Annotated in this window: 18 protein-coding genes; 5 read left to right on the top strand and 13 right to left on the bottom strand. The window is 56.9% G+C overall.

All coding sequences use genetic code 11. From position 1 onward, the window contains the following. Nucleotides 1-77 precede the first annotated feature (77 nt). The 8 genes from ABRP31_RS16865 to ppsA form a co-directional block, all read right to left on the bottom strand. Nucleotides 78-1112, bottom strand: a complete 1035-nt coding sequence (locus ABRP31_RS16865) for an OmpA family protein (protein WP_087265061.1) — start codon at nucleotides 1110-1112, stop codon at nucleotides 78-80. Between the two features lie 107 nt (nucleotides 1113-1219). Next, entirely contained in the window at nucleotides 1220-1810 is a 591-nt protein-coding gene (gene sigX / locus ABRP31_RS16870) for an RNA polymerase sigma factor SigX (protein ID WP_087265062.1), read from the bottom strand. A gap of 86 nt (nucleotides 1811-1896) precedes the next feature. After that, nucleotides 1897-2721, bottom strand: coding sequence for a mechanosensitive ion channel domain-containing protein (locus ABRP31_RS16875; protein ID WP_087265063.1), 825 nt, complete (start codon nucleotides 2719-2721; stop codon nucleotides 1897-1899). 2 nt (nucleotides 2722-2723) lie between these two features. Next, nucleotides 2724-2972 carry a CrfX protein gene (locus ABRP31_RS16880; RefSeq protein ID WP_087265064.1) on the bottom strand — a complete coding sequence of 83 codons (249 nt, stop codon included), beginning with the start codon at nucleotides 2970-2972 and terminating at the stop codon, nucleotides 2724-2726. An 89-nt stretch (nucleotides 2973-3061) separates the two neighbouring features. Beyond that, nucleotides 3062-4057 carry a zinc transporter ZntB gene (locus ABRP31_RS16885; RefSeq protein ID WP_349969408.1) on the bottom strand — a complete coding sequence of 332 codons (996 nt, stop codon included), beginning with the start codon at nucleotides 4055-4057 and terminating at the stop codon, nucleotides 3062-3064. 11 nt (nucleotides 4058-4068) lie between these two features. After that, nucleotides 4069-4557: a ribonuclease E activity regulator RraA gene (gene rraA / locus ABRP31_RS16890; protein ID WP_087265066.1), complete on the bottom strand. Its 489-nt coding sequence runs from the start codon at nucleotides 4555-4557 to the stop codon at nucleotides 4069-4071. 138 nt (nucleotides 4558-4695) lie between these two features. Beyond that, on the bottom strand, nucleotides 4696-5688 hold the full coding sequence (locus tag ABRP31_RS16895; protein ID WP_349969410.1) for an alpha/beta fold hydrolase: 993 nt from the start codon (nucleotides 5686-5688) through the stop codon (nucleotides 4696-4698). Between the two features lie 97 nt (nucleotides 5689-5785). Continuing rightward, nucleotides 5786-8161 (bottom strand): phosphoenolpyruvate synthase, encoded by a 2376-nt coding sequence (gene ppsA, locus ABRP31_RS16900; RefSeq protein ID WP_087265068.1) that lies wholly within the window; start codon nucleotides 8159-8161, stop codon nucleotides 5786-5788. Between the two features lie 194 nt (nucleotides 8162-8355). Here ppsA and ABRP31_RS16905 point away from each other — a divergent pair, with 194 nt between their 5' ends. Next, nucleotides 8356-9174, top strand: a complete 819-nt coding sequence (locus ABRP31_RS16905; RefSeq protein WP_087265069.1) for a pyruvate, water dikinase regulatory protein — start codon at nucleotides 8356-8358, stop codon at nucleotides 9172-9174. Between the two features lie 142 nt (nucleotides 9175-9316). Here ABRP31_RS16905 and prpF read toward each other — a convergent pair whose 3' ends face one another. The 5 genes from prpF to ABRP31_RS16930 all read right to left on the bottom strand — a co-directional run bounded on the left by prpF (nucleotide 9317) and on the right by ABRP31_RS16930 (nucleotide 16398). Next, nucleotides 9317-10498 carry a 2-methylaconitate cis-trans isomerase PrpF gene (gene prpF / locus ABRP31_RS16910; RefSeq protein ID WP_349969411.1) on the bottom strand — a complete coding sequence of 394 codons (1182 nt, stop codon included), beginning with the start codon at nucleotides 10496-10498 and terminating at the stop codon, nucleotides 9317-9319. Between the two features lie 180 nt (nucleotides 10499-10678). Continuing rightward, nucleotides 10679-13270, bottom strand: coding sequence for a Fe/S-dependent 2-methylisocitrate dehydratase AcnD (gene acnD, locus ABRP31_RS16915; RefSeq protein ID WP_349969412.1), 2592 nt, complete (start codon nucleotides 13268-13270; stop codon nucleotides 10679-10681). A 265-nt stretch (nucleotides 13271-13535) separates the two neighbouring features. Beyond that, entirely contained in the window at nucleotides 13536-14663 is a 1128-nt protein-coding gene (prpC, locus tag ABRP31_RS16920) for a 2-methylcitrate synthase (protein WP_349969413.1), read from the bottom strand. A gap of 132 nt (nucleotides 14664-14795) precedes the next feature. After that, complete coding sequence (gene prpB, locus ABRP31_RS16925; RefSeq protein WP_087265073.1) at nucleotides 14796-15689, bottom strand: methylisocitrate lyase; 894 nt, start codon at nucleotides 15687-15689, stop codon at nucleotides 14796-14798. Further along, nucleotides 15676-16398: a GntR family transcriptional regulator gene (locus ABRP31_RS16930; RefSeq protein WP_349969414.1), complete on the bottom strand. Its 723-nt coding sequence runs from the start codon at nucleotides 16396-16398 to the stop codon at nucleotides 15676-15678. Before ABRP31_RS16930 ends, prpB begins: the two co-directional genes overlap by 14 nt. A 324-nt stretch (nucleotides 16399-16722) precedes the next feature. On the opposite strand from ABRP31_RS16930, the gene ABRP31_RS16935 reads away from it, so the two are divergent. The 4 genes from ABRP31_RS16935 (at nucleotide 16723) to pabB (ending at nucleotide 21254) form a co-directional block, all read left to right on the top strand. Beyond that, complete coding sequence (locus ABRP31_RS16935; RefSeq protein WP_087265075.1) at nucleotides 16723-17259, top strand: ATP-dependent zinc protease; 537 nt, start codon at nucleotides 16723-16725, stop codon at nucleotides 17257-17259. A 4-nt stretch (nucleotides 17260-17263) separates the two neighbouring features. Next, on the top strand, nucleotides 17264-18817 hold the full coding sequence (locus tag ABRP31_RS16940) for an inactive transglutaminase family protein (protein ID WP_087265076.1): 1554 nt from the start codon (nucleotides 17264-17266) through the stop codon (nucleotides 18815-18817). After that, the gene (locus ABRP31_RS16945) at nucleotides 18817-19794 is read left to right on the top strand and encodes an alpha-L-glutamate ligase-like protein (RefSeq protein WP_349969584.1); all 978 of its coding nucleotides are present in this window, start codon (nucleotides 18817-18819) and stop codon (nucleotides 19792-19794) included. The genes ABRP31_RS16940 and ABRP31_RS16945 overlap by 1 nt, the downstream gene beginning before the upstream one ends. A gap of 107 nt (nucleotides 19795-19901) precedes the next feature. Next, nucleotides 19902-21254, top strand: coding sequence for an aminodeoxychorismate synthase component I (pabB, locus tag ABRP31_RS16950; protein WP_349969415.1), 1353 nt, complete (start codon nucleotides 19902-19904; stop codon nucleotides 21252-21254). Nucleotides 21255-21537: the final 283 nt, after the last annotated feature.

Here is a 21537-nt window from a genome sequence, read left to right on the forward strand (position 1 = left end):
GCTTTTCCTCAAATCGCAGGCAAAGAAAAGCCCGGCCTAGGCCGGGCTTTTCTATTGAAGCGAGTAAAGCAGGCTAATTACTTAGCTTGTGCTTCAACTTCAGCTTCTACGCGACGGTTAACAGCGCGGCCAGCGTCAGTTGCGTTATCAGCAACTGGACGGGATTCGCCATAACCAACCGAGTTTACGCGGTTAGCGCCAACACCGTACTGGTTAACCAGAACCTGTTTAACGGCGTTTGCACGACGCTCGGACAGTTTTTGGTTGTAAGCGTCAGGACCGACGGAGTCAGTGTGACCTTCAACAGTGGTGGTGGTTTGTGGGTATTGTTGCATGAAGTCAGCGAGGTTCTTGATGTCGCCGTAGCTGTTAGGCTTGACTACGGATTTGTCGAAATCGAACTTCACGTCCAGCTCAACACGAACCACTTCGGCAACTGCTGGGCAGCCATCAGCGTCAACGGTAACGTTGGCTGGGGTGTCCGGGCACTTGTCGACGTTGTCGCACACGCCGTCGTTGTCGCTGTCGGAGCACACTTCAGCTACTGGAGCTGGTGCTGCTTCAACTTTCTTGGAGCCGCCACCGAAGTTTACGCCGATACCGACGCTAGGAGCCCACTCGGTGTCACCTTGGTCGATGTTGTACTGAGCTTCAACGCCTGCACGGGCATAGAAGTTGTCAGTGAAGTAAAGCTTGGCACCGCCACCAATGTTGGCGAAAGTGGAGCCGTTACGGCCGCCACGAGCGTCTTGACCGATGCTTTGATCAGAGAAACCAGCCGAAACGTATGGACGCAGCATGTCGCCCGGGTTGTTGAAGTGGTACAGAGCGTCAAGGGCAGTGTTGGAGCCTTTGATGTTCTTGCCGCTGTCGCTGCGAACGTTGTGAACTTCGTCGTAACCCAGACGTACTTCTACGTCGTCGGTCAGGAAGTAACCAATCGAGCCGCCGAACAGGTTGCCGTCGTTTTTAAAGTTACGGGCGCTGTCGTAGTACTCTTTCTTGGCGAAGCCTTCGATTTCGACTGCGCCTTGGCCTTGTGCCAGAGCGCCGAAAGATGCCGCGGCAACAATAGTACCAATGGCCAAGCCCAAGGTGTTTTTCAGTTTCATCCGTTAAATCCCCATCTGGTGATTGTAAAGCAGTCCCACATCGCTGGGGACAACTCATCGGCAAGTCTATCAGAACTTGCCTGCTCGTTAGAGATATTTGCACCGACTTAAGTTTCGGTAATGCCTGCAAATTTCTCACGTAATTTATCTAAAGCCCGCTTGTAGCGCATTTTCGTTGCGCTCAAGCCCATGTGCATAATGTCTGCAATCTCCTGGAATTCAAGTTCTGCGACAAAACGCAGCACCAGAATCTCCCGATCGATCGGGTTCACATACACAAGCCAGCGATCAAGTCCGCCCCGTTCTTCAGGTTTAGGCGCCTTTTCTTCCGACGCTTCCTCAAGTGGATCCAGACTCAAAGCGTCCATCAAGCGACGCTTACGCCGTTCCTTCCTGTACTGAGTGATGCATTCGTTGTAAGTGATGCTGTACAGCCATGTTTTGAATTTCGATTTACCCTCAAAATTCTTCAAGCCATACAACACCTTAAGCATCACTTCCTGACAGACATCATCAGCATCGCGATCGTTCCCTAAATAACGTGCACAGACGTTAAAAAGTGTACGTTGATAGCGACGCATCAATTCTTCATACGCCCGCGTCACATGGAAAAGTTCGACGTGGGCGCGCGCAACCAGCTCCTCGTCAGAGAGCTCTCGGGGGTCGTAACGCATCGATAGCGGTTGAGTGTTATTCAAAACAAATCGTGCCGACAGTCAGGTCAATGGCCGCCACTGCCCTTGAAACGGCAATTTGTGGCGGCATAGAGTAGCAGGTTAGCCGCTTAACGGCTGCTCACTCGCTGTTCCAGAAGTACGCGGTTGGACAATGAAACCAACTCCCCGTCATCGGTCAGCAGCGTGGTTTTCACCGTACCAATCTCTTCGATCTGCCCTTCGACATCGCCAACACGCACCTCTTGCCCTACCTGATACAACTCCCGCACATAAATCCCTGCCAGTATTTGGCCAGCAAGTTCACGACTTCCCAGCCCCATGGCCAACGCAATTGCCAGACCAACGGTAATCAAACCGATCACAATCACGTGGTTAAGCAGGTCAGTTTTGACCTCCAACTGACTGATCGCCACCGAAATACTGATAATAATGACCAGACCCTGGGCAATTCGCCCCAGGCCTGCCGAGTAGTCCAGCCCGACACCCTCAGCCGCACCGCGAACCAGCCCGTTGACCAGTTGCGCCAGCAACACGCCGACCAGCAGCACCAGTGCAGCACCAAAGACTTTGGGTAAATACAGCGCCAGCATGTCCAGCGTAGCTGAAACCCGCTCCAGACCCAGCGACTCGGCAGCAGATACTAGGAAGATCAGCAGCACGAACCAGTAAACAATCTTGCCGATGAGGGTCGAGATCGGAACCTGAACACCCGCCCGGCTGATCAGCTTGGTCAGGCCGGTGCCCGCCATCAAACGATCCAGACCGAGCTTGGCAAGCAGCTTCGACAGCAGGGTGTCGAGTAGTTTGGCGACCACAAAGCCCAGCAGCACAACCACCAGAGCACCGAACAGATTCGGGATGAAATTTGCAACTTTGGTCCACAATGCAGTCATTGCGGCAACCAGACTCTGAGTCCAGAGATCCAATTCCATGTTCAATCAGCCTTATCGACAGGACGAGCGGTAGAATTCTTCTTACGTGAAACCGGTGCAACGTGGGCTGAGCCATTGTTCAAGGCGATCATCATCGCTTCGGACCAGCGGCCTAGCAGACTGAATAACACGCCCGCGCCGACCTGGCGATTGGCGGTCTTCAATACGCGACCAAGGCAGGCATCGTCATCCCGGCTGGAGGAGGACGACTTGAGCATGTCGCGCAATGATTCTTCAAACGGATCGTGCATAGGCACCTCTCGTAACGTCCTGTGGAGACGCGAACCAATCCGGGCGAGTCACAAATGCCCCCTCGAACGAACGTTAAAAAGTGTAACAGTCAGACCCAGCGCAAGCGCCTGAACAACCACCACTGCCCTAACGCCAGCGCGACAATCAGCGCGCAAGCCACCAGGAAGCCATAAGGGCTATCGGAGCCGGGGATACCCCCGACGTTTATCCCCAGCAAGCCGGTCAGAAAGCTCATGGGCAGGAAGATTCCGGTGATGATGCCAAAGCGGTACATGGTGTGGTTCATGCGCTCGCGCAGTCGCCTGTCTTCGGACTCAAGCACCAACCCCACTCGCTCGCGGGTCAACTCCAGTTCTTCAAGGTATCGCGTAAGGCTGTTATTCAGCTCGTTCCAGTAGTCAGCATCATCGTCGACGAACCACGGTAGCTTGCTGCGACTGAGTTGCCCGTAAATTTCCCGCTGCGGCGAGAGAAAACGTCTGAGCCCTGCGGCTCGGCGTCGAATATGAAGCATGTCGCCGTGCTCAGGCGTGTACCGTTCATCGGCATCTATCTTTTCCTCTTCTTCATCGACCGATTCGGTGAGGTCACCCACCAGCGCCTGGACCTTGTCAGTCAGGTACTGGGCGAGATAGAGGATAAGTTCGGACGCGGTTTTGGGGCCATTACCCTCGTTCAATTGCTCAATCAACTCATCCGTGGCTCGCAGCGGACGCAAGCGCAGGGAGATGACCTGCTGGGCTGCGGCGAAGATTCGCACCGAGACCATATCCTCCGGCTCGGCCCCAGGATTGAGATTGACGCCGCGCAAAAACAGCAGCAGCTTTTCATCAGGCAGTGGCAACAGACGCGGTCGGGTGTTTTCCTCCAATAGCAGGTCACAGGCGAATTCACTCAAGCCGCTGGCTGTGCGCAACCACGTGTGAGTCTGCGGATGACCGCGATCCCAATGCAGCCAGACACTCTCGTGCGGCTGCAGCTGCAGGCAATCCAGTTCGGTTCGAGCGATGAAGCGTGCCCCGCCTTTACCGTCCAAAACGAGAGCATGAACCAGCCCCCACTGCGCGTTTGTCTCATCGAACATTAATACTTCGCTTATTCGGGCATCGTAAGAGCCGAGGGTGAAACGATCACGCCATTGTTATCGGCATACACGTATTCACCCGGGCGGAAGGTAACACCGGCAAAGGTCACCACCACGTTCAAGTCACCAATACCACGCTTATTGGTCTTCAGCGGATGGCTGGCCAGCGCCTGGACACCCAGATCCGTCTGCGCCAACACATCCACATCACGAATACAGCCGTAGATCACCATGCCTTGCCAACCATTGCGTGCGGCTTTCTCGGCAATCATGTCACCCAGTAACGCGCAACGCAGCGATCCGCCGCCATCGACCACCAGCACCTTGCCCTTCCCGTCCAACTCGGCCTGCTCTTTGACCAGCGAGTTGTCCTCAAAGCATTTGACGGTCACGATTTCGCCGCCAAATGAATCACGGCCACCGAAATTGCTGAACATCGGTTCAAGAACCTGAACCAGATCCGGATAAGCATCGCACAGGTCGGGAGTGAGGTAATGCATGGTGGTACTCCTGTTAGTGAAAGGTCTGTCTCTGCTTATGAACCGTAGCTCATAAGATCGAAACCCAACCAGAATCATGACCCTAACATTTCTTGTCGCAGCTTAATCGCAAGCTGCGGCCAGTGTAATACCTTGAAATCAGTCGCCGACGGCCATCGGCATTTGCGACAGCTCCTGTACAGGCACGCAGCCTTCGTTCAACCACTGCGTAACCAGCGGCCACACTTCTCGCTGGGCGCTTTTGCTGACCAGCATCTTTACGTGATCAAAATTTTCCGAGAAACCCTGTTCACGCCCCAGACAGAGGAATTTGCGCTGTGGCGAACCCATCTGATCAAAGAGCTTGCGACAGGCCCAGACCGGGTCCTGATAATCCCCCATTGCTGCCACAGCCAGCACAGGGACGTCGACTCCCGAAAGGCCAGCCCACCAGTCGGTGTCGCGATCACCGAAACGACCAAACAGACCATGCCAGCGCATACTTTCCAGTACCAGCCCGATCGGTTCATCCTCCGGGCCACGCTTGAAACGCGGGCCGGAAATGTGATCGAACGGCTTCAGCAACAGGCGCCCTGCCCACTGAACCGGAGGAATCTTCAGCGGCCAGTAATCACGACTGACCTGGCTGCCAAACAGAGCGACTGAGGCTGCACCGGGAGAACCCAGATACTGCCCGCCCAGCGCGGCTGCCAGAGTCGTGCCGCCTAGCGAGTGGCCGATCCAGTGCGGAACCTGCCCACTCTGCTCACGAACGAATGCCGCGATGGCTGGGACGTCGTAACGCGCGTAATCGGCGACCCGGTTGTAACGGTAGGCTTCGTTACGCGCCGACAGCCCGTGCCCGCGCATTTCCGGGATCCACACGTCAAACCCGGCTCGCGCGAGGTACGCACCCAAACCGACCCCTTTGGGGGAATACCAGAAACGTCGGTTGGAAAAACTGCCATGCAGCAGGATGACCGGCACGCCACGCACGTCAGGCTGCGACACCAGACCCAGTCGGGTTACAGCAATTTCGACACTGTAATCAGGACTATTGGCAGGCTTGAGGCGGTAAACGTCTTCAATCAGATCACCACAACGCTCGGCGCTGATCAAAGCCACAGGAAAAAGAGTGCTGCTGCTTTGCATATTGCTCAAACAATCAAAGGTCGGCGTGGAAACCGTCCATGGTAAACGTAAAAAAGCCCCGGCTCATGAAGATGAACCGGGGCTTCACTCAATCACATCAGACCGGGGCCTGAGCCTCAGCCAGGAAGAACCAGGTTTCCAGCACGGAATCCGGGTTCAACGAAACGCTTTCAATGCCCTGATCCATCAACCAGCGTGCAAGGTCCGGGTGGTCCGATGGACCCTGACCGCAGATGCCGATGTACTTGCCAGCCTTGTTACAGGCTTGAATGGCGTTGGACAGCAGCTTCTTCACTGCCGGGTTACGCTCGTCAAACAGATGAGCGATGACGCCGGAGTCACGGTCCAGACCCAAAGTCAGCTGGGTCAAATCGTTGGACCCGATAGAGAAGCCGTCGAAGTACTCGAGGAACTCCTCGGCCAGAATCGCGTTGGAAGGCAGCTCGCACATCATGATCACACGCAGGCCATTTTCGCCGCGCTTCAGACCGTTCTCCGCCAACAGGTCAATCACCTGGCTGGCCTCACCCAGCGTGCGCACGAACGGCACCATGATTTCGACGTTAGTCAGGCCCATTTCCTCACGCACACGCTTGAGGGCACGGCACTCCAACTCGAAACAGTCGCGGAAATTTTCGCTGATGTAGCGAGAAGCACCACGGAAGCCCAGCATCGGGTTTTCTTCTTCCGGCTCGTACATCTTGCCGCCGATCAGGTTGGCGTACTCATTGGACTTGAAGTCCGAGAGACGCACGATGACCTTTTTCGGGGTGAATGCAGCGGCCAGAGTGCTGATCCCTTCGACCAGTTTCTCGACATAAAAGCCCACAGGATCGTCGTAGCCGGCAATGCGCTTGTCGACACTGTCTTTAATGTCTTGAGGCAGACTGTCGTAGTTGAGCAGCGCCTTGGGGTGCACGCCGATCATGCGGTTGATGATGAACTCGAGACGCGCCAGACCCACACCCGCGTTGGGCAATTGGGCAAAGTCGAATGCTCGATCCGGGTTGCCGACGTTCATCATGATTTTGAACGGCAGCTCAGGCATGGCATCGACCGAGTTGGTCTTGATGTCGAAGCCCAGCTCGCCTTCGAAGATGTAACCGGTATCGCCCTCTGCGCAGGAAACCGTCACGCCCTGACCGTCCTGCAGTAACTGGGTTGCGTTACCGCAGCCCACAACCGCCGGAATGCCCAGCTCACGGGCAATGATCGCCGCATGACAGGTACGGCCGCCGCGGTTGGTGACGATGGCGCTGGCACGCTTCATGACCGGTTCCCAGTCCGGGTCGGTCATGTCGGAAACCAGCACGTCGCCGGGCTGGACCTTGTCCATTTCGGAAACGTCTCTGATGATTCGCACCTTGCCTGCGCCGATGCGCTGACCAATGGCACGACCTTCAACCAGCACATTGCCGGTTTCCTTGAGCAGATAACGCTCCATGACGTTGGCCTGGGCGCGACTTTTCACGGTTTCCGGACGCGCCTGGACGATGTACAGCTTGCCGTCATCACCGTCTTTGGCCCACTCGATATCCATCGGCGCCTTGTAGTGCTTCTCGATGATCATTGCCTGCTTGGCCAGCTCTGCGACTTCCTCGTCAGTCAAGCAGAAACGCGCGCGATCAGCAGGCTCGACGTCCACGGTTTTCACCGAACGACCAGCCTTGGCTTCTTCGCCGTAGATCATCTTGATGGCCTTGCTGCCCAGATTGCGGCGCAGAATGGCCGGGCGACCTGCTGCGAGGGTGCCCTTGTGTACATAGAACTCGTCAGGGTTGACCGCGCCCTGCACTACCGTTTCACCCAGGCCATAAGCGCCGGTGATGAATACCACGTCGCGGAAGCCGGATTCAGTATCCAGGGTAAACATCACACCTGCCGTACCGGTTTCGGAGCGCACCATGCGCTGCACACCGGCAGACAATGCCACCAGCTTGTGATCAAAGCCTTGGTGAACACGGTAGGAAATGGCCCGGTCGTTGAACAGCGAGGCAAACACTTCCTTGGCCGCACGGATGACATTTTCGACGCCGCGGATATTGAGGAAGGTCTCCTGCTGACCGGCAAAAGAGGCGTCAGGAAGGTCTTCTGCTGTGGCGGAAGAACGCACGGCGACGGCAAGATTCGGATTACCTGCCGACAGTTCGGCAAAGGCGGTGCGAATCTCGGCGTTGAGCTTCTCGGGGAACTCGGCTTCCATGATCCACTGACGAATCTGCGCGCCGGTTTTGGCCAGCGCGTTGACATCGTCGACATCCAGAGCGTCCAGAGCTGCGTGGATCTGATCGTTCAGACCGCTCAGCTCAAGGAAATCACGGTAGGCCTGGGCCGTGGTGGCGAAACCACCAGGTACCGAAACGCCAGCACCGGCAAGGTTGCTGATCATTTCGCCGAGGGATGCGTTCTTGCCTCCCACATGCTCCACATCATGGACGCCGAGCTTATCGAGGGAAACTACGTACTCTACCAAGGTGATCTCTCCACTAACTATGTTTGTTGTTGGGAAAAGCTCAGTCGCACGGTCGCGCCAGGCACGAATCCGAACGTTTGTTTGGCCTGACTTCAAGCCGAACCTTGAAAAAAGTTGCTAATGCCAGCCACCCAGGCCCGCAAGCGCGCCTATGATATCCAACAATCGTCACCAGCTTAAGGCCAAAGGCGCAAATGAAACGATCTGCTTTTTTTATCTCCGACGGCACCGGGATTACCGCTGAAACCCTTGGCCAAAGCCTGTTAGCGCAATTTGAGAATATTACGTTCAACAAGTTCACGAGGCCCTACATCGACAGCGTCGAAAAAGCGCGGGCGATGGTACAACAAATCAACAATGCCGCCGATAAGGACGATGTCCGGCCGATCATCTTCGACACCATCGTCAATCAGGATATTCGCGAGATCCTGGCGACATCCAACGGCTTCATGATCGACATTTTTTCGACCTTCCTGGCACCGCTGGAGCAAGAGCTTAGTTCACACTCGTCCTACTCGGTGGGCAAATCGCACTCCATCGGGCACAACTCCAATTACATGGAGCGGATCGAGGCGGTGAACTTCGCGCTGGACAACGACGACGGTGCACGCACGCACTATTACGACAAGGCAGACATCATTCTTGTGGGGGTTTCCAGATGCGGTAAAACCCCGACTTGCCTGTACATGGCCATGCAATTCGGCATCCGTGCCGCCAATTACCCGCTCACGGAAGACGATATGGAGCGCCTGCAGCTGCCAAATGCGCTAAAGGAGCACCGTAGCAAATTATTCGGCCTGACCATTGATCCAGATCGCCTCACCGCGATTCGCCACGAGCGCAAGCCCAATAGCCGTTATTCCAGCTATGCCCAGTGCGAGTTTGAGGTTCGTGAAGTGGAAAGCCTGTTCCGCAGGGAAAACATTCCGAACATCAACTCCACCCATTTCTCGGTCGAAGAAATCTCCGCCAAGGTGCTGGTTGAGAAAGGGGTTGAGCGACGGTTTAAGTGATACCTGGAATGCGGTTTGCTTTTTGTGGGAGCGGTGCTTGCCCGCGATGCATGAGACGCAGCTTGAAGACATACTGCGTTATCGTTTATCTCGGGCAAGCAACGCTCCCACATAAAAAAGCATTTCAAGTCTTCTGATCAGATCAACTCGGAACCCGCACCCAGCCCTCCATCAACACCCTCGCGCTGCGACTCATGATGGCTTTGGTGACTTTCCATTCGCCATTGCTCTGCAGCGCCTGCGCCCCGACCCGCAAAGTGCCAGAGGGATGCCCGAAGCGCACCGCTTCGCGCTCGATGCCACCCGCCGCCAGATTGACCAACGTACCGGGAATGGCGGCCGCAGTGCCGATGGCTACCGCCGCGGTGCCCATCATGGCGTGATGCAGCTTGCCCATGGACATGGCGCGTACCAGCAGATCGACATTGCTGGCAGCTACCGGCTTGCCGCTGGACGCGATGTAGTCGGCAGGTTCTGTCACGAACGCTACTTTCGGCGTGTGCTGGCGGGTAGCAGCTTCTTCCAGATGCTTGATCAGGCCCATGCGCAGCGCGCCGTGGGCGCGGATCGCTTCAAACATCGCCAGCGCTTTGGGGTCGCCATTGATATCGCCCTGCAATTCCAGGCCGCTGTAGCCAATGTCTCGGGCGTTAACAAAAATGGTCGGGATACCGGCATTGATCAGCGTGGCCTTGAACGTGCCAACCCCGGGCACCTCCAGCTCATCCACCAGATTGCCGGTAGGGAACATCGAACCGCCTGCGCCCTCCTCGTCAGCCGCTGGGTCGAGAAATTCCAGTTGCACCTCGGCTGCCGGAAACGTCACGCCATCCAGCTCGAAATCGCCGGTTTCCTGCACTGCTCCTTCAGTAATGGGCACATGCGCAATAATCGTCTTGCCGATATTCGCCTGCCAGATCCGCACCACAGCAACGCCGTTTTGAGGAACGCGTGAGGCGTCAAGCAAGCCGCTGCTGATTGCGAATGGACCGACGGCTGCCGAGAGATTCCCGCAGTTACCACTCCAGTCCACGAACGGCTTGTCGATGGAAACCTGCCCGAACAGGTAATCCACGTCGTGATCCGCCCGACTGCTGCGCGACACAATCACCGTCTTGCTGGTACTGGAGGTCGCCCCGCCCATGCCGTCGATCTGCTTTTCGTAGGGGTCCGGGCTGCCGATAACCCGCAGCAGCAAAGCATCCCGAGCCTCACCCGGCACCTGTGCTGCTTCGGGCAGGTCAATGAGATTGAAGAAAACGCCTTTACTGGTACCGCCACGCATGTAGGTGGCGGGGATTTTTATTTGTGGCAGGTGAGACATGTAGCGACCCTCTCAAAAATAGGTCAACGCCAGTTCCAAATGAAGAAAAGCGGTCCCTGTGGGAGCGGTGCTTGCCCGCGATAAGGCTGAACGCGATTCACTTTAGACCGCATTGGCCTTATCGCGGGCAAGCACCGCTCCCACATTTGATCTCATTTCAAGTCATGATCAAATTGCGTATCAGACTGTTGCCGCCTCTAGAAAATCTTGCGCAAAGCGCTGCAAAACCCCACCCGCCTCGTAGATCGAAACCTCTTCAGCCGTATCAAGGCGACAGGTCACCGGCACCTCCATTCGCTCGCCATTCTTGCGATGGATAACCAATGTCAGGGTGCTGCGGGGAATACGTTCGCCGACCACGTCGAAGGTTTCACTGCCATCAATACCCAAGGTATGACGATCAACACCCGACTTGAACTCAAGCGGCAATACGCCCATGCCGACCAGGTTGGTCCGGTGAATTCGCTCGAAACCTTCGGCAGCGATGGCCTCGACACCCGCCAGCCGCACGCCTTTGGCCGCCCAGTCGCGGGATGAGCCCTGACCATAGTCCGCACCCGCAATAATGATCAGAGGCTGCTTGCGCTCCATGTAGGTTTCAATCGCCTCCCACATGCGCGTGACCTGACCTTCCGGCTCAATACGCGCCAGCGAGCCCTGCTTGACCTTGCCGTCAATGCGCACCATTTCGTTGATCAGTTTGGGGTTGGCAAAAGTCGCGCGCTGGGCCGTCAAATGGTCGCCCCTGTGAGTCGCGTAAGAATTGAAATCTTCTTCCGGCAGGCCCATTTTCGCCAGATATTCCCCGGCCGCGCTGTCGAGCATGATGGCGTTTGAAGGTGACAGGTGATCGGTGGTGATGTTGTCGCCCAGCACGGCCAGCGGCCGCATGCCTTTCAAGGGCCGAGCCCCCGCCAGCGCGCCCTCCCAGTATGGCGGACGTCGAATGTAAGTGCTCGGCGCACGCCAGTCATAAAGCGGTTTGACCTGTTCACCGTCGTCGGCCTTGATCTCGAACATAGGGATGTATACCTGACGAAACTGATCAGGCTTGACGCTGGCTTTGACCACCGCGTCGATTTCCTCGTCGCTCGGCCAGATGTCTTTCAGCGTGACCGGATTGCCCGCCTTGTCGATGCCCAGGACGTCCTTCTCGATATCGAAACGGATGGTGCCCGCAATCGCATAGGCCACTACCAAAGGCGGCGACGCCAGGAAGGCCTGCTTGGCATAAGGATGAATACGCCCATCGAAGTTGCGATTGCCGGACAGCACAGCCGTGGCATACAGATCGCGATCAATAACTTCCTGCTGAATGACCGGATCCAGCGCACCGCTCATGCCGTTGCAGGTGGTGCAAGCAAAACCGACGATGCCGAAGCCCAAAGCCTCCAGTTCCGGCAGCAGATTGGCTTCTTCCAGATACAGCTGCACCGCCTTGGAGCCAGGCGCCAAGGATGATTTGACCCAGGGTTTGCGGGTCAGGCCAGCAGCGTTGGCATTACGCGCCAACAAACCCGCAGCAATAACATTGCGCGGGTTGCTGGTATTGGTACAACTGGTGATTGCCGCAATGATCACCGCGCCATCGGGCATCAGGCCCGGTTCGTCTTCCACGACGCCGGATATCCCCAGCGTAGCCAGGTCAGAAGTTGCTACCCGGCGATGCGGGTTGGATGGACCCGCGATGTTGCGGACCACGCTGGACAGATCGAATTTCAGCACCCGCTCGTACTCGGCGGTTTTCAGGCTGTCGGCCCACAGGCCCGTCTGCCTGGCGTAGGTTTCAACCAGCCTGACTTGCTCGGGATCGCGCCCGGTCAGGGTCAGGTAATCCAGCGTCTGCTGGTCGATGTAGAACATCGCCGCCGTTGCGCCGAACTCAGGCGTCATGTTGGAGATGGTCGCGCGGTCGCCCAAGGTCAGCGCATTAGCGCCCTCGCCGAAAAACTCCAGATACGACGACACGACTTTCTCGGCGCGCAGAAACTCGGTAACAGCCAGCACGATGTCAGTTGCGGTGATGCCCGGCTGACGTTTGCCCACCAGTTCTACGCCGATGATGTCCGGCAGGCGCATCCACGACGCCCGGCCGAGCATCACGCTCTCGGCTTCCAGCCCGCCAACGCCAATGGCGATCACCCCCAGTGCATCCACGTGCGGCGTGTGGCTGTCGGTGCCGACCAGTGTGTCAGGGAATGCCACGCCTTCCAGCGCATGCACCACTGGCGACATTCGCTCCAGATTGATCTGGTGCATGATGCCGTTCCCCGGCGGGATCACGTCGACATTCTTGAAGGCTTTCTTGGTCCAGTTGATGAAGTGAAAGCGGTCTTCGTTGCGGCGATCTTCAATGGCCCGGTTGCGCTCGAAAGCGTCAGGCTCGAAACCGCTATGCTCGACGGCCAGAGAATGATCGACGATCAACTGGGTCGGCACCACAGGATTCACCAACGCAGGGTCGCCCCCTTGCAAAGCAATGGCGTCACGCAGGCCAGCCAGGTCAACCAGTGCAGTCTGGCCAAGGATGTCGTGACACACCACCCGCGCCGGAAACCATGGGAAGTCCAAGTCGCGCTTGCGCTCGATCAACTGCGCCAGCGAGGCGTTCAGGGTTGCCGGATCACAACGCCGCACCAGATTTTCCGCCAGTACTCGGGAGGTATACGGGAGGCCGTCGTAAGCGCCGGGCTTGATGGCATCGACCGCCTCACGGGCATCGAAATAGTCCAGTGAAGTACCGGGCAAGGGTTTGCGGTGTTCTGAGTTCATGGCACGGGGCCTCAATCACGGAAAATTCAGGAAAATGGCGGGTAGCTTTGTAGGTGGCAGCAATACATCCCGCTCTGTAAGAGCCTTTATCAAACTAATACGACCTGACTTGGAACGCTTTTTTACTGTAGGAGTGAGCTTGCTCGCGATAGCGTCAGATCAGGCGAAAAATTCGTCGACTAAGAAACCGAATCGCGAGCAAGGTGGAGCGCCACCCCGGTCACTCCTACAGGGTCGATGTTGTGTCGTTAACAAAGGGTTGTCATCAGCGCTTATCAATGCTCACAAAACTGCGCTGTTCAACACCGACATACTCGGCGCTGGGTCGAATGATGCGGTTGTTGGCACGTTGTTCGAACACATGCGCAGCCCAGCCTGTCAGGCGAGAGCACACAAAGATCGGTGTGAACAGCTTGGTCGGGATGCCCATGAAGTGATACGCCGAGGCATGGTAGAAGTCAGCATTCGGGAACAGTTTTTTCTGCTCCCACATGGTTTTGTCGATGGCTTCGGACACCGGGTACAACACGGTATCGCCCGCTTCATCGGCGAGCTTTTTCGCCCAGCCCTTGATGACTTCGTTGCGCGGGTCCGACTCTTTGTAGATCGCGTGGCCAAAGCCCATGATCTTGTCTTTGCGCTCCAGCATGCCCAGGGTGCCTTTGATGGCGTCTTCGGCAGAATCAAAACGCTGAATCATTTCCATGGCCGCTTCATTGGCGCCGCCGTGCAGCGGACCGCGCAAGGTGCCAATTGCTGCCGTGATGCACGAGAACAGATCGGACAGGGTCGATGCACAGACCCGAGCGGTAAAGGTCGACGCATTGAATTCATGCTCTGCGTAGAGGATCAGCGAAACGTCCATGACCTTGCGGTGCAGCTCGCTGGGTTTCTTGTCCAGCAGCAGATGCAGGAAATGCGCGCCGACGGAGTCTTCGTCAGTCACACAGTCAATGCGCTTGCCGTCATGACTGAAGCGATACCAATAACACATGATCGCCGGGAAGGCCGCGAGCAAGCGGTCGGTGGAGTCGCGCTGCTGCTCGAAGCTGGTTTCAGGCTCCAGCGTGCCGAGCATCGACGCACCGGTACGCATCACGTCCATCGGGTGGGTGTCAGCCGGGATCCGTTCGAGAACTTCTTTCAAGGCTTGCGGCAGGTCGCGGAGTTTTTTCAGCTTCGCGAGATAGCCATCCAGTTGCGCCTGGGTTGGCAGCTCGCCATAAAGCAGCAGGTAGGCGACTTCTTCGAAACGCGCCTCAGCGGCCAATTCTTTTACGTCATAGCCACGGTAGGTCAGGCCAGCACCGGTCTGACCTACGGTAGACAAGGCCGTCTGCCCGGCAACCTGACCACGCAGGCCTGCGCCGCTTAATACTTTTGCTTCAGCCATTGCTCTCTCCAATTTTGGATTTTTTAGGGATTTGGCAATTCAGATCATCATCGGTCTGTAGGAGATGCCGCAGGCTGCGAAGCTTTTTTCTGGCGCACCGCCATCGCAGCCTTCGGCAACTCCTACAGAAAACTAAACCTTCTTCTGCGCAAACAGCGCATCCAGCTTCTGCTCAAAGGTGTGGTAATCAATCGCGTCGTACAACTCCATGCGGGTCTGCATGGTGTCGACCACATTCTTCTGGCTGCCATCACGACGAATCGCGCCGTAGACGTTTTCCGCCGCTTTGTTCATGGCGCGGAATGCCGATAAAGGATAGAGCACCAGGGAAACATCAGCGCTGCGCAGCTCGTCCACTGTGAACAGCGGCGTGGCGCCAAACTCGGTGATGTTGGCCAGAATCGGCGCTTTGACCCGCGAGGCAAACAGCTTGTACATGTCCAGCTCGGTGATGGCTTCAGGGAAAACCATGTCGGCGCCGGCTTCGATGCACGCAGCCGCACGCTCCAGGGCCGATTCCAAACCTTCCACTGCCAGCGCGTCAGTGCGTGCCATGATCACGAAGCTGTCATCGGTGCGGGCATCCACCGCCGCTTTGATACGGTCGACCATTTCCTGCTGGGTAACGATCTCTTTATTAGGACGATGACCGCAGCGCTTGGCACCCACCTGATCTTCGATGTGGATCGCCGCCGCGCCGAACTTGATCATCGAGCGCACAGTACGCGCCACGTTGAAGGCCGAAGAACCAAAACCCGTATCGACATCAACCAACAGCGGTAAATCGCAGACGTCGGTGATGCGGCGTACGTCGGTCAGTACGTCATCCAGGCCGGTAATGCCCAGATCAGGAATGCCCAGTGAACCCGCCGCCACTCCGCCACCCGACAGGTAGATCGCCTTGAACCCGGCGCGCTTTGCAAGCAACGCATGATTGGCATTGATCGCGCCGACCACTTGCAGCGGATGCTCGCTGGCAACGGCATCACGAAAACGTTGGCCAGGAGTGGTTTTATTGGAATTCATTATTCACCTCGGGTTGGGCGAGCTGCTCTAGATAATGCCGCTCGATATTGCGTTTGGAGGCGCCGATGTGGCGACGCATCAACAGTTCGGCCAGCTCACCGTCACGGTCGGCGATGGCGTCGAGAATGCGATGGTGTTCGGCAAATGCCTGACGGGGACGGTTGGGTGTCGCGGAGAACTGGATGCGGTACATACGCACCAGTTGATACAGATCGCCGCAGAGCATTTGCGTCAGGGTTTTATTGCCGCTGCCCTGAATGATCCGGTAGTGGAAATCGAAATCCCCTTCCTGCTGGTAATAACCGACTCCGGCCTGAAACGCGGCATCACGCTCGTGGGTTTCAAGCACGCGGCGCAGTTCTTCGATCTCCTCAGTGGTCATGCGCTCGGCAGCGAGACGGCAGGCCATGCCTTCGAGGGATTCGCGAATCTCGTAGAGCTCGATCAATTCGGCATGGCTGAGGGAAACGACACGGGCGCCTACATGCGGCACACGAACCAGCAAACGCTGCCCTTCAAGACGGTGGATCGCCTCACGCAACGGGCCGCGACTGATGCCGTAAGTGCGCGCCAGCTCAGGCTCGGAAATCTTGCTGCCGGGGGCGATCTCGCCTTTGATGATGGCGGACTGAATACGACGAAAGACGTTTTCGGATAGCGTTTCCGAATCGTCTGCCACTGGAGCAGCGCTTTCGGCGGAATCCAACATTGTCGACACCATTAGGGTTATTTTGGCTAAAACTAGCTTTCAAATACATTTTAGTCAAAGAATTAATCGGTACTGTCGACAATAGCCCGATTTACGATCTTATGTGAGAGCTGAGCTTGCTCGCGATAAGACTGGACGCTATCTAAAGTAATCGCATGTAGCCTTATCGCGGGCAAGCCCGGCTCCCACAGGATCATCGCAGTGAGCGAGACGCACCTTCATGCTAGAATGCCGCCCCAGCTGAACGTCAGTAATAGCACTGCGCCAGCCACTATATGACTTAAGGGCGATGTCCGGATGACCGCCCTCAACGTGCCAGGATTTATGACACTAAAAGCCCTTCCCGCCCTGCTCTGCCTTCTTCTGCTATCACTCAACGGCATGGCAGCCGACAAGACCGTCTATGGTCTGAACGAATACGCCCAGCTCAACGATATCGACCTGCAAGTGGCCGCCAAACTCGACACCGGTGCCAAGACTGCTTCACTGAGCGCTCGGGACATTAAACATTTCAAACGCAATGGCGAGACGTGGGTACGCTTTTATCTGGCGATCGATGACGCGCATGCGCACCCCATCGAGCGCCCGCTGGCAAGGGTCAGCAAAATCAAACGGCGGGCCGATGATTACGACGCCGATGACGAAAAAAAGTACACCGCGCGCCCGGTTATCAGCCTTGATGTCTGCATGGGTGCAACTTTACGCACCATAGAAGTGAACTTGACGGACCGAAGTGCTTTCCAATACCCGCTTTTGATCGGCTCCGAGGCGCTAAAACGCTTTGATGCGCTGGTCGATCCAAGTCTTAAGTACGCAGCGGGCAAGCCTGGCTGTGAAATTACTGCTCAAACCACCGAGTAAACCAATGCGCTCTCTGACTCTGCATCTGAAAATCCTGATTGGCGTCCTGGTGACCCTGGGAATCGCGATCACGGCCTATCAGATACTGGCGCTCGGCATCCCGGTGACCGAGGATGAAACCGACGACCTCTGGAATATCGACGCCAAGGTCGAGTTTGTTGCCAACAACAATAAGGATTCGGTGAAGGTCCAGATGTTCGTGCCACCACTGGCGCGGGATTTCATCAGCCTCAATGAAAGCTTCATTTCCAATAACTACGGCGTCAGCGTCAATCGGGTCGACGGCAATCGCAAAGTGACCTGGTCGGCACGCCGCGCTACCGGCAATCAGACCCTCTATTACCGTTTGGTGCTGACCAAGCGTTACAGCGGCGAAAGGCTCAAAACCAAAGGCCCGATCTTCCGCGACAGTATTGCTGTCGAGGGCCCCGAGAAAGTTGCTGCCGAAGCGCTGCTCGCGCCCATCCGCCAACACTCGGCGGACGTTGAGACTTTCATCACGGAAGCCATCAAGCGGGTCAACAACCTCAAGGATGACAACGTAAAGCTGCTGCTGGCAGGTGATGCATCCAGTTCCAACAAGGCACGCATTACCGAGTTGCTGCTGTCCATTGCCCACGTACCGATGGAAAAGGTCCACACGATTCGCCTCGTCGCAGACCAGCCACAAAGCCCGGAACTCTGGCTACGCAGCTTCAATGGCAAGGACTGGCTGTATTTCAATCCGGATACCGGCGAAAAGGGCCTGCCTGATGACCGTCTGCTGTGGTGGACAGGCGACGAGAACCTGATCACCGTCGAAGGCGGCAAAAAAGCCCTGGTCACCTTCAGCCTTAACAACAGCGAGATGAATGCAATTCGTCTGGCACAGTTGACCGATGCCAGCACTGACGCGGACTTCCTCGAATATTCGCTGTACGGCCTGCCGCTGGAAACCCAGCAGACCTTCATGATCATGGTGATGATCCCGATTGGCGTACTGGTCATTCTGGTCTTGCGCAACCTGATTGGACTGCAGACCCTCGGTACGTTCACCCCGGTACTGATCGCTCTGGCATTCAGGGAAACCCAGCTTGGCTTCGGCATCATCCTGTTCACGGTGATTACCGCGCTCGGCCTGTCGTTACGCTCTTATCTGGAACATTTGAAACTGCAAATGCTGCCCCGCCTGTCGGTGGTGCTGACGTTCGTGGTCGTCCTGATCGCAGCCATCAGCGTGCTCAGCCACAAACTGGGTCTGGAGCGCGGCCTGTCGGTAGCGCTGTTCCCGATGGTGATCCTGACCATGACCATCGAACGCCTCTCGATCACCTGGGAAGAGCGCGGCGGCGGTCATGCCATGAAAGTGGCCATTGGCACTTTGTTCGCGGCCTCCCTGGCGCACATCATCATGAGCGTGCCAGCGCTGATCTACTTCGTTTTCACCTTCCCGGCAGTCTTGCTGATTCTGGTGGGCTTCATGTTGGCCATGGGTCGCTATCGCGGTTATCGCCTGACTGAACTGGTCCGTTTCAAGGCCTTCCTCAAGGAAGAATCCAAGCAAGAAGAAGCCAAATGATCGGTTGGTGGAAGACCTGGAAGGCGCTGGAAGCCCGCGGCATCATGGGCATCAACCGGCGTAATGCGGATTACGTGCTCAAGTACAACAAGCGCAGCCTGTATCCGATTGTCGATGACAAGATCATCACCAAGGAACGAGCCATCGCAGCTGGCATCAATGTGCCAGAGATGTACGGGGTAATTTCCACCGAGAAGGAAATCGACAAGCTGGACGAGATCATTGGCGGCCGCAGCGATTTCGTGATCAAGCCTGCTCAGGGCGCAGGTGGTGACGGCATCCTGGTGATCGCGGACCGTTTCGAGGGTCGCTACCGGACCGTTTCCGGGCGCATCGTCAGCCACTCCGAGATTGAGCATCAGGTCTCGAGCATCCTCACCGGGCTTTATTCGCTGGGCGGCCACCGGGATCGAGCGCTGATCGAATACCGGGTGACCCCGGATCAGATTTTCAAAAGCATCAGCTACGAGGGCGTGCCGGATATTCGCATCATCGTTCTGATGGGCTATCCGGTGATGGCGATGCTGCGCCTGCCCACCCGGCAATCCGGCGGCAAGGCCAACCTGCACCAGGGCGCGATTGGCGTCGGTGTCGATCTGGCCACCGGCATTACCTTGCGCGGAACCTGGCTGAACAACATCATCACCAAACACCCGGATACCACCAACGCGGTGGACGGCGTTCAACTGCCCAATTGGGACGGTTTCATGAAACTTGCCGCCGAGTGCTATGAGCTGTGTGGCCTGGGTTACATCGGCGTCGACATGGTGCTCGACCAGGAACAAGGGCCGCTGATCCTTGAACTCAATGCCCGCCCCGGCCTGAACATCCAGATCGCCAACGACTGCGGCCTGACTCACCGGACCCAGGCGGTTGAAGCGCGACTTGAGCAATTGGCGCTCAATGGCGAGCAGGAAACACCTGAGCAACGACTGCAGTTTGTTCAGGAGCTTTTCGGTCACGTCCAGACCTCCTGAGCACACGACCACTGTGCCGGATAACCATCCAATTCCGACACGCTACTAGGAGCGATCCCGACGGAGGACTACAATCCCCGTCCCGCGCTCCGAACTGACACCCTCGAATGCCTGACTGTTTTCTTTATTCGCTGCCTTATCGCACCGATCCAGCGGATTATTTCCAATGTATTCGCCACGCTCCGCAGGCCATCCTGCTGGACAGCGGCCGACCGGCTGCCGAGCGCGGCCGCTACGACCTGCTCAGCGCCTGGCCCGTGCAAACATTTCTGCCCGACAGCGCAGAAACCGGCAGCGGATTTTTCCAGCGTCTGCGCGATGGCTTGAACACCCTCGGCCACGCGCAATTGCCAGCAGGTTGCGAGCTGCCCTTTGCAGGCGGCTTGATCGGCTACCTCAGTTACGACTTCGGTCGCCGCCTCGAAACACAATCCGGCGCTGCGCTAGACGACTTGCAACTTCCCGATGCGCGCTTGGGACTCTACGCCTGGGCACTGATCAGCGATCATCAGCAGCAAACCAGCCAACTCGTGTTTCACCCCTCGCTGGCCGAAACCGAACGCCAGCGGCTGATTGAGCTGTTCAGCAATAGGCAAATACCTGAGCCGTGCGTTTTCGCCCTCGACGGCCAGTTTGCGCCGTCGATCAGTGCCGCCGCTTACCGGGAGGCCTTTGACCGCATCCAGGCCTATATCCATGCGGGTGACTGCTATCAGGTCAATCTGACTCAGCGCTTCCAGACCCGTTACGAAGGCGACCCATGGGCGGCTTATTGCGCGTTGCGCAAAGCCTGCCCTACCCCGTTTTCCGGCTATCAGGCCCTGCCGGATGGCGATGCGATACTGAGCCTGTCGCCAGAACGCTTCGTCAAGGTCAGCCAGGGCCACGTCGAAACCCGGCCCATCAAAGGCACCCGGCCGCGAGGCAAACACGCCGCCGAAGACCAGTCCTATGCGCAGGAACTGCTGTCCAGCATCAAAGACCGCGCGGAAAACCTGATGATTGTCGATCTGTTGCGCAACGATCTGGGCCGTAGCTGCAGGATTGGCTCAGTGAAAGTGCCAGAGCTGTTCAGCCTGGAAAGCTATCCAAACGTGCACCATCTGGTCAGTAGCGTGGTGGGTGAGCTGGCGGATGATCACGACCCTCTGGATTTAATCGCAGGCAGTTTTCCGGGCGGCTCCATTACCGGTGCCCCCAAAATCCGCGCCATGCAAATTATCGACGAACTGGAGCCGACCCGCCGCGGCCTGTACTGCGGCTCGCTGCTGTACCTCGATGTGCGCGGCGAGATGGACAGCTCCATCGCGATCCGCAGCTTGCTCGCCAAAGACGGCAAGATCTCCTGCTGGGCAGGCGGCGGGATCGTTGCAGATTCCGACTGTGAAGCCGAGTATCAGGAGTCGTTTACCAAAGTGCGGGTTTTGCTGGATACGCTGGAAAAAATGATGCCTCGCTGATCCTCCAGGATCTGCCGAAGGCTGCGATGGCAATACGTCAGGATGAATGCTTCGCAGCCTTCGGCAGCGCCTACAAAAATGCATCTAGACGCGCCAATCGCGATTTGACGTCAGAGATAAATTCTTCACGGTCGAGACAGTCTATTTCCATCGCATGCTCCCCTCGCCTCCCCTCAAAAAGCCGCACACTTGCTCCGGCGCGGTAATCCGGCCAATCCGTCGAAAGATTTTGTTAACATTCGCCTCATTACGAGCGCCTAAGCGCCATATTTAGGAAACCGCC

It is taken from the genome of Pseudomonas caspiana, from assembly GCF_040224095.2.
GTDB classification, from domain to species: domain Bacteria; phylum Pseudomonadota; class Gammaproteobacteria; order Pseudomonadales; family Pseudomonadaceae; genus Aquipseudomonas; species Aquipseudomonas caspiana.

Coding starts and splice junctions, on each gene's coding strand:
- ABRP31_RS16865 (WP_087265061.1), bottom strand. CDS start 1,112: ATGAAACTGAAAAACACCTTGGGCTTGGCCATTGGTACTATTGTTGCC.
- ABRP31_RS16875 (WP_087265063.1), bottom strand. CDS start 2,721: ATGGAATTGGATCTCTGGACTCAGAGTCTGGTTGCCGCAATGACTGCA.
- ABRP31_RS16880 (WP_087265064.1), bottom strand. CDS start 2,972: ATGCACGATCCGTTTGAAGAATCATTGCGCGACATGCTCAAGTCGTCC.
- ABRP31_RS16885 (WP_349969408.1), bottom strand. CDS start 4,057: ATGTTCGATGAGACAAACGCGCAGTGGGGGCTGGTTCATGCTCTCGTT.
- rraA (WP_087265066.1), bottom strand. CDS start 4,557: ATGCATTACCTCACTCCCGACCTGTGCGATGCTTATCCGGATCTGGTT.
- ABRP31_RS16895 (WP_349969410.1), bottom strand. CDS start 5,688: ATGCAAAGCAGCAGCACTCTTTTTCCTGTGGCTTTGATCAGCGCCGAG.
- ABRP31_RS16905 (WP_087265069.1), top strand. CDS start 8,356: ATGAAACGATCTGCTTTTTTTATCTCCGACGGCACCGGGATTACCGCT.
- prpF (WP_349969411.1), bottom strand. CDS start 10,498: ATGTCTCACCTGCCACAAATAAAAATCCCCGCCACCTACATGCGTGGC.
- acnD (WP_349969412.1), bottom strand. CDS start 13,270: ATGAACTCAGAACACCGCAAACCCTTGCCCGGTACTTCACTGGACTAT.
- prpC (WP_349969413.1), bottom strand. CDS start 14,663: ATGGCTGAAGCAAAAGTATTAAGCGGCGCAGGCCTGCGTGGTCAGGTT.
- prpB (WP_087265073.1), bottom strand. CDS start 15,689: ATGAATTCCAATAAAACCACTCCTGGCCAACGTTTTCGTGATGCCGTT.
- ABRP31_RS16930 (WP_349969414.1), bottom strand. CDS start 16,398: ATGTTGGATTCCGCCGAAAGCGCTGCTCCAGTGGCAGACGATTCGGAA.
- ABRP31_RS16935 (WP_087265075.1), top strand. CDS start 16,723: ATGACACTAAAAGCCCTTCCCGCCCTGCTCTGCCTTCTTCTGCTATCA.
- ABRP31_RS16940 (WP_087265076.1), top strand. CDS start 17,264: ATGCGCTCTCTGACTCTGCATCTGAAAATCCTGATTGGCGTCCTGGTG.
- pabB (WP_349969415.1), top strand. CDS start 19,902: ATGCCTGACTGTTTTCTTTATTCGCTGCCTTATCGCACCGATCCAGCG.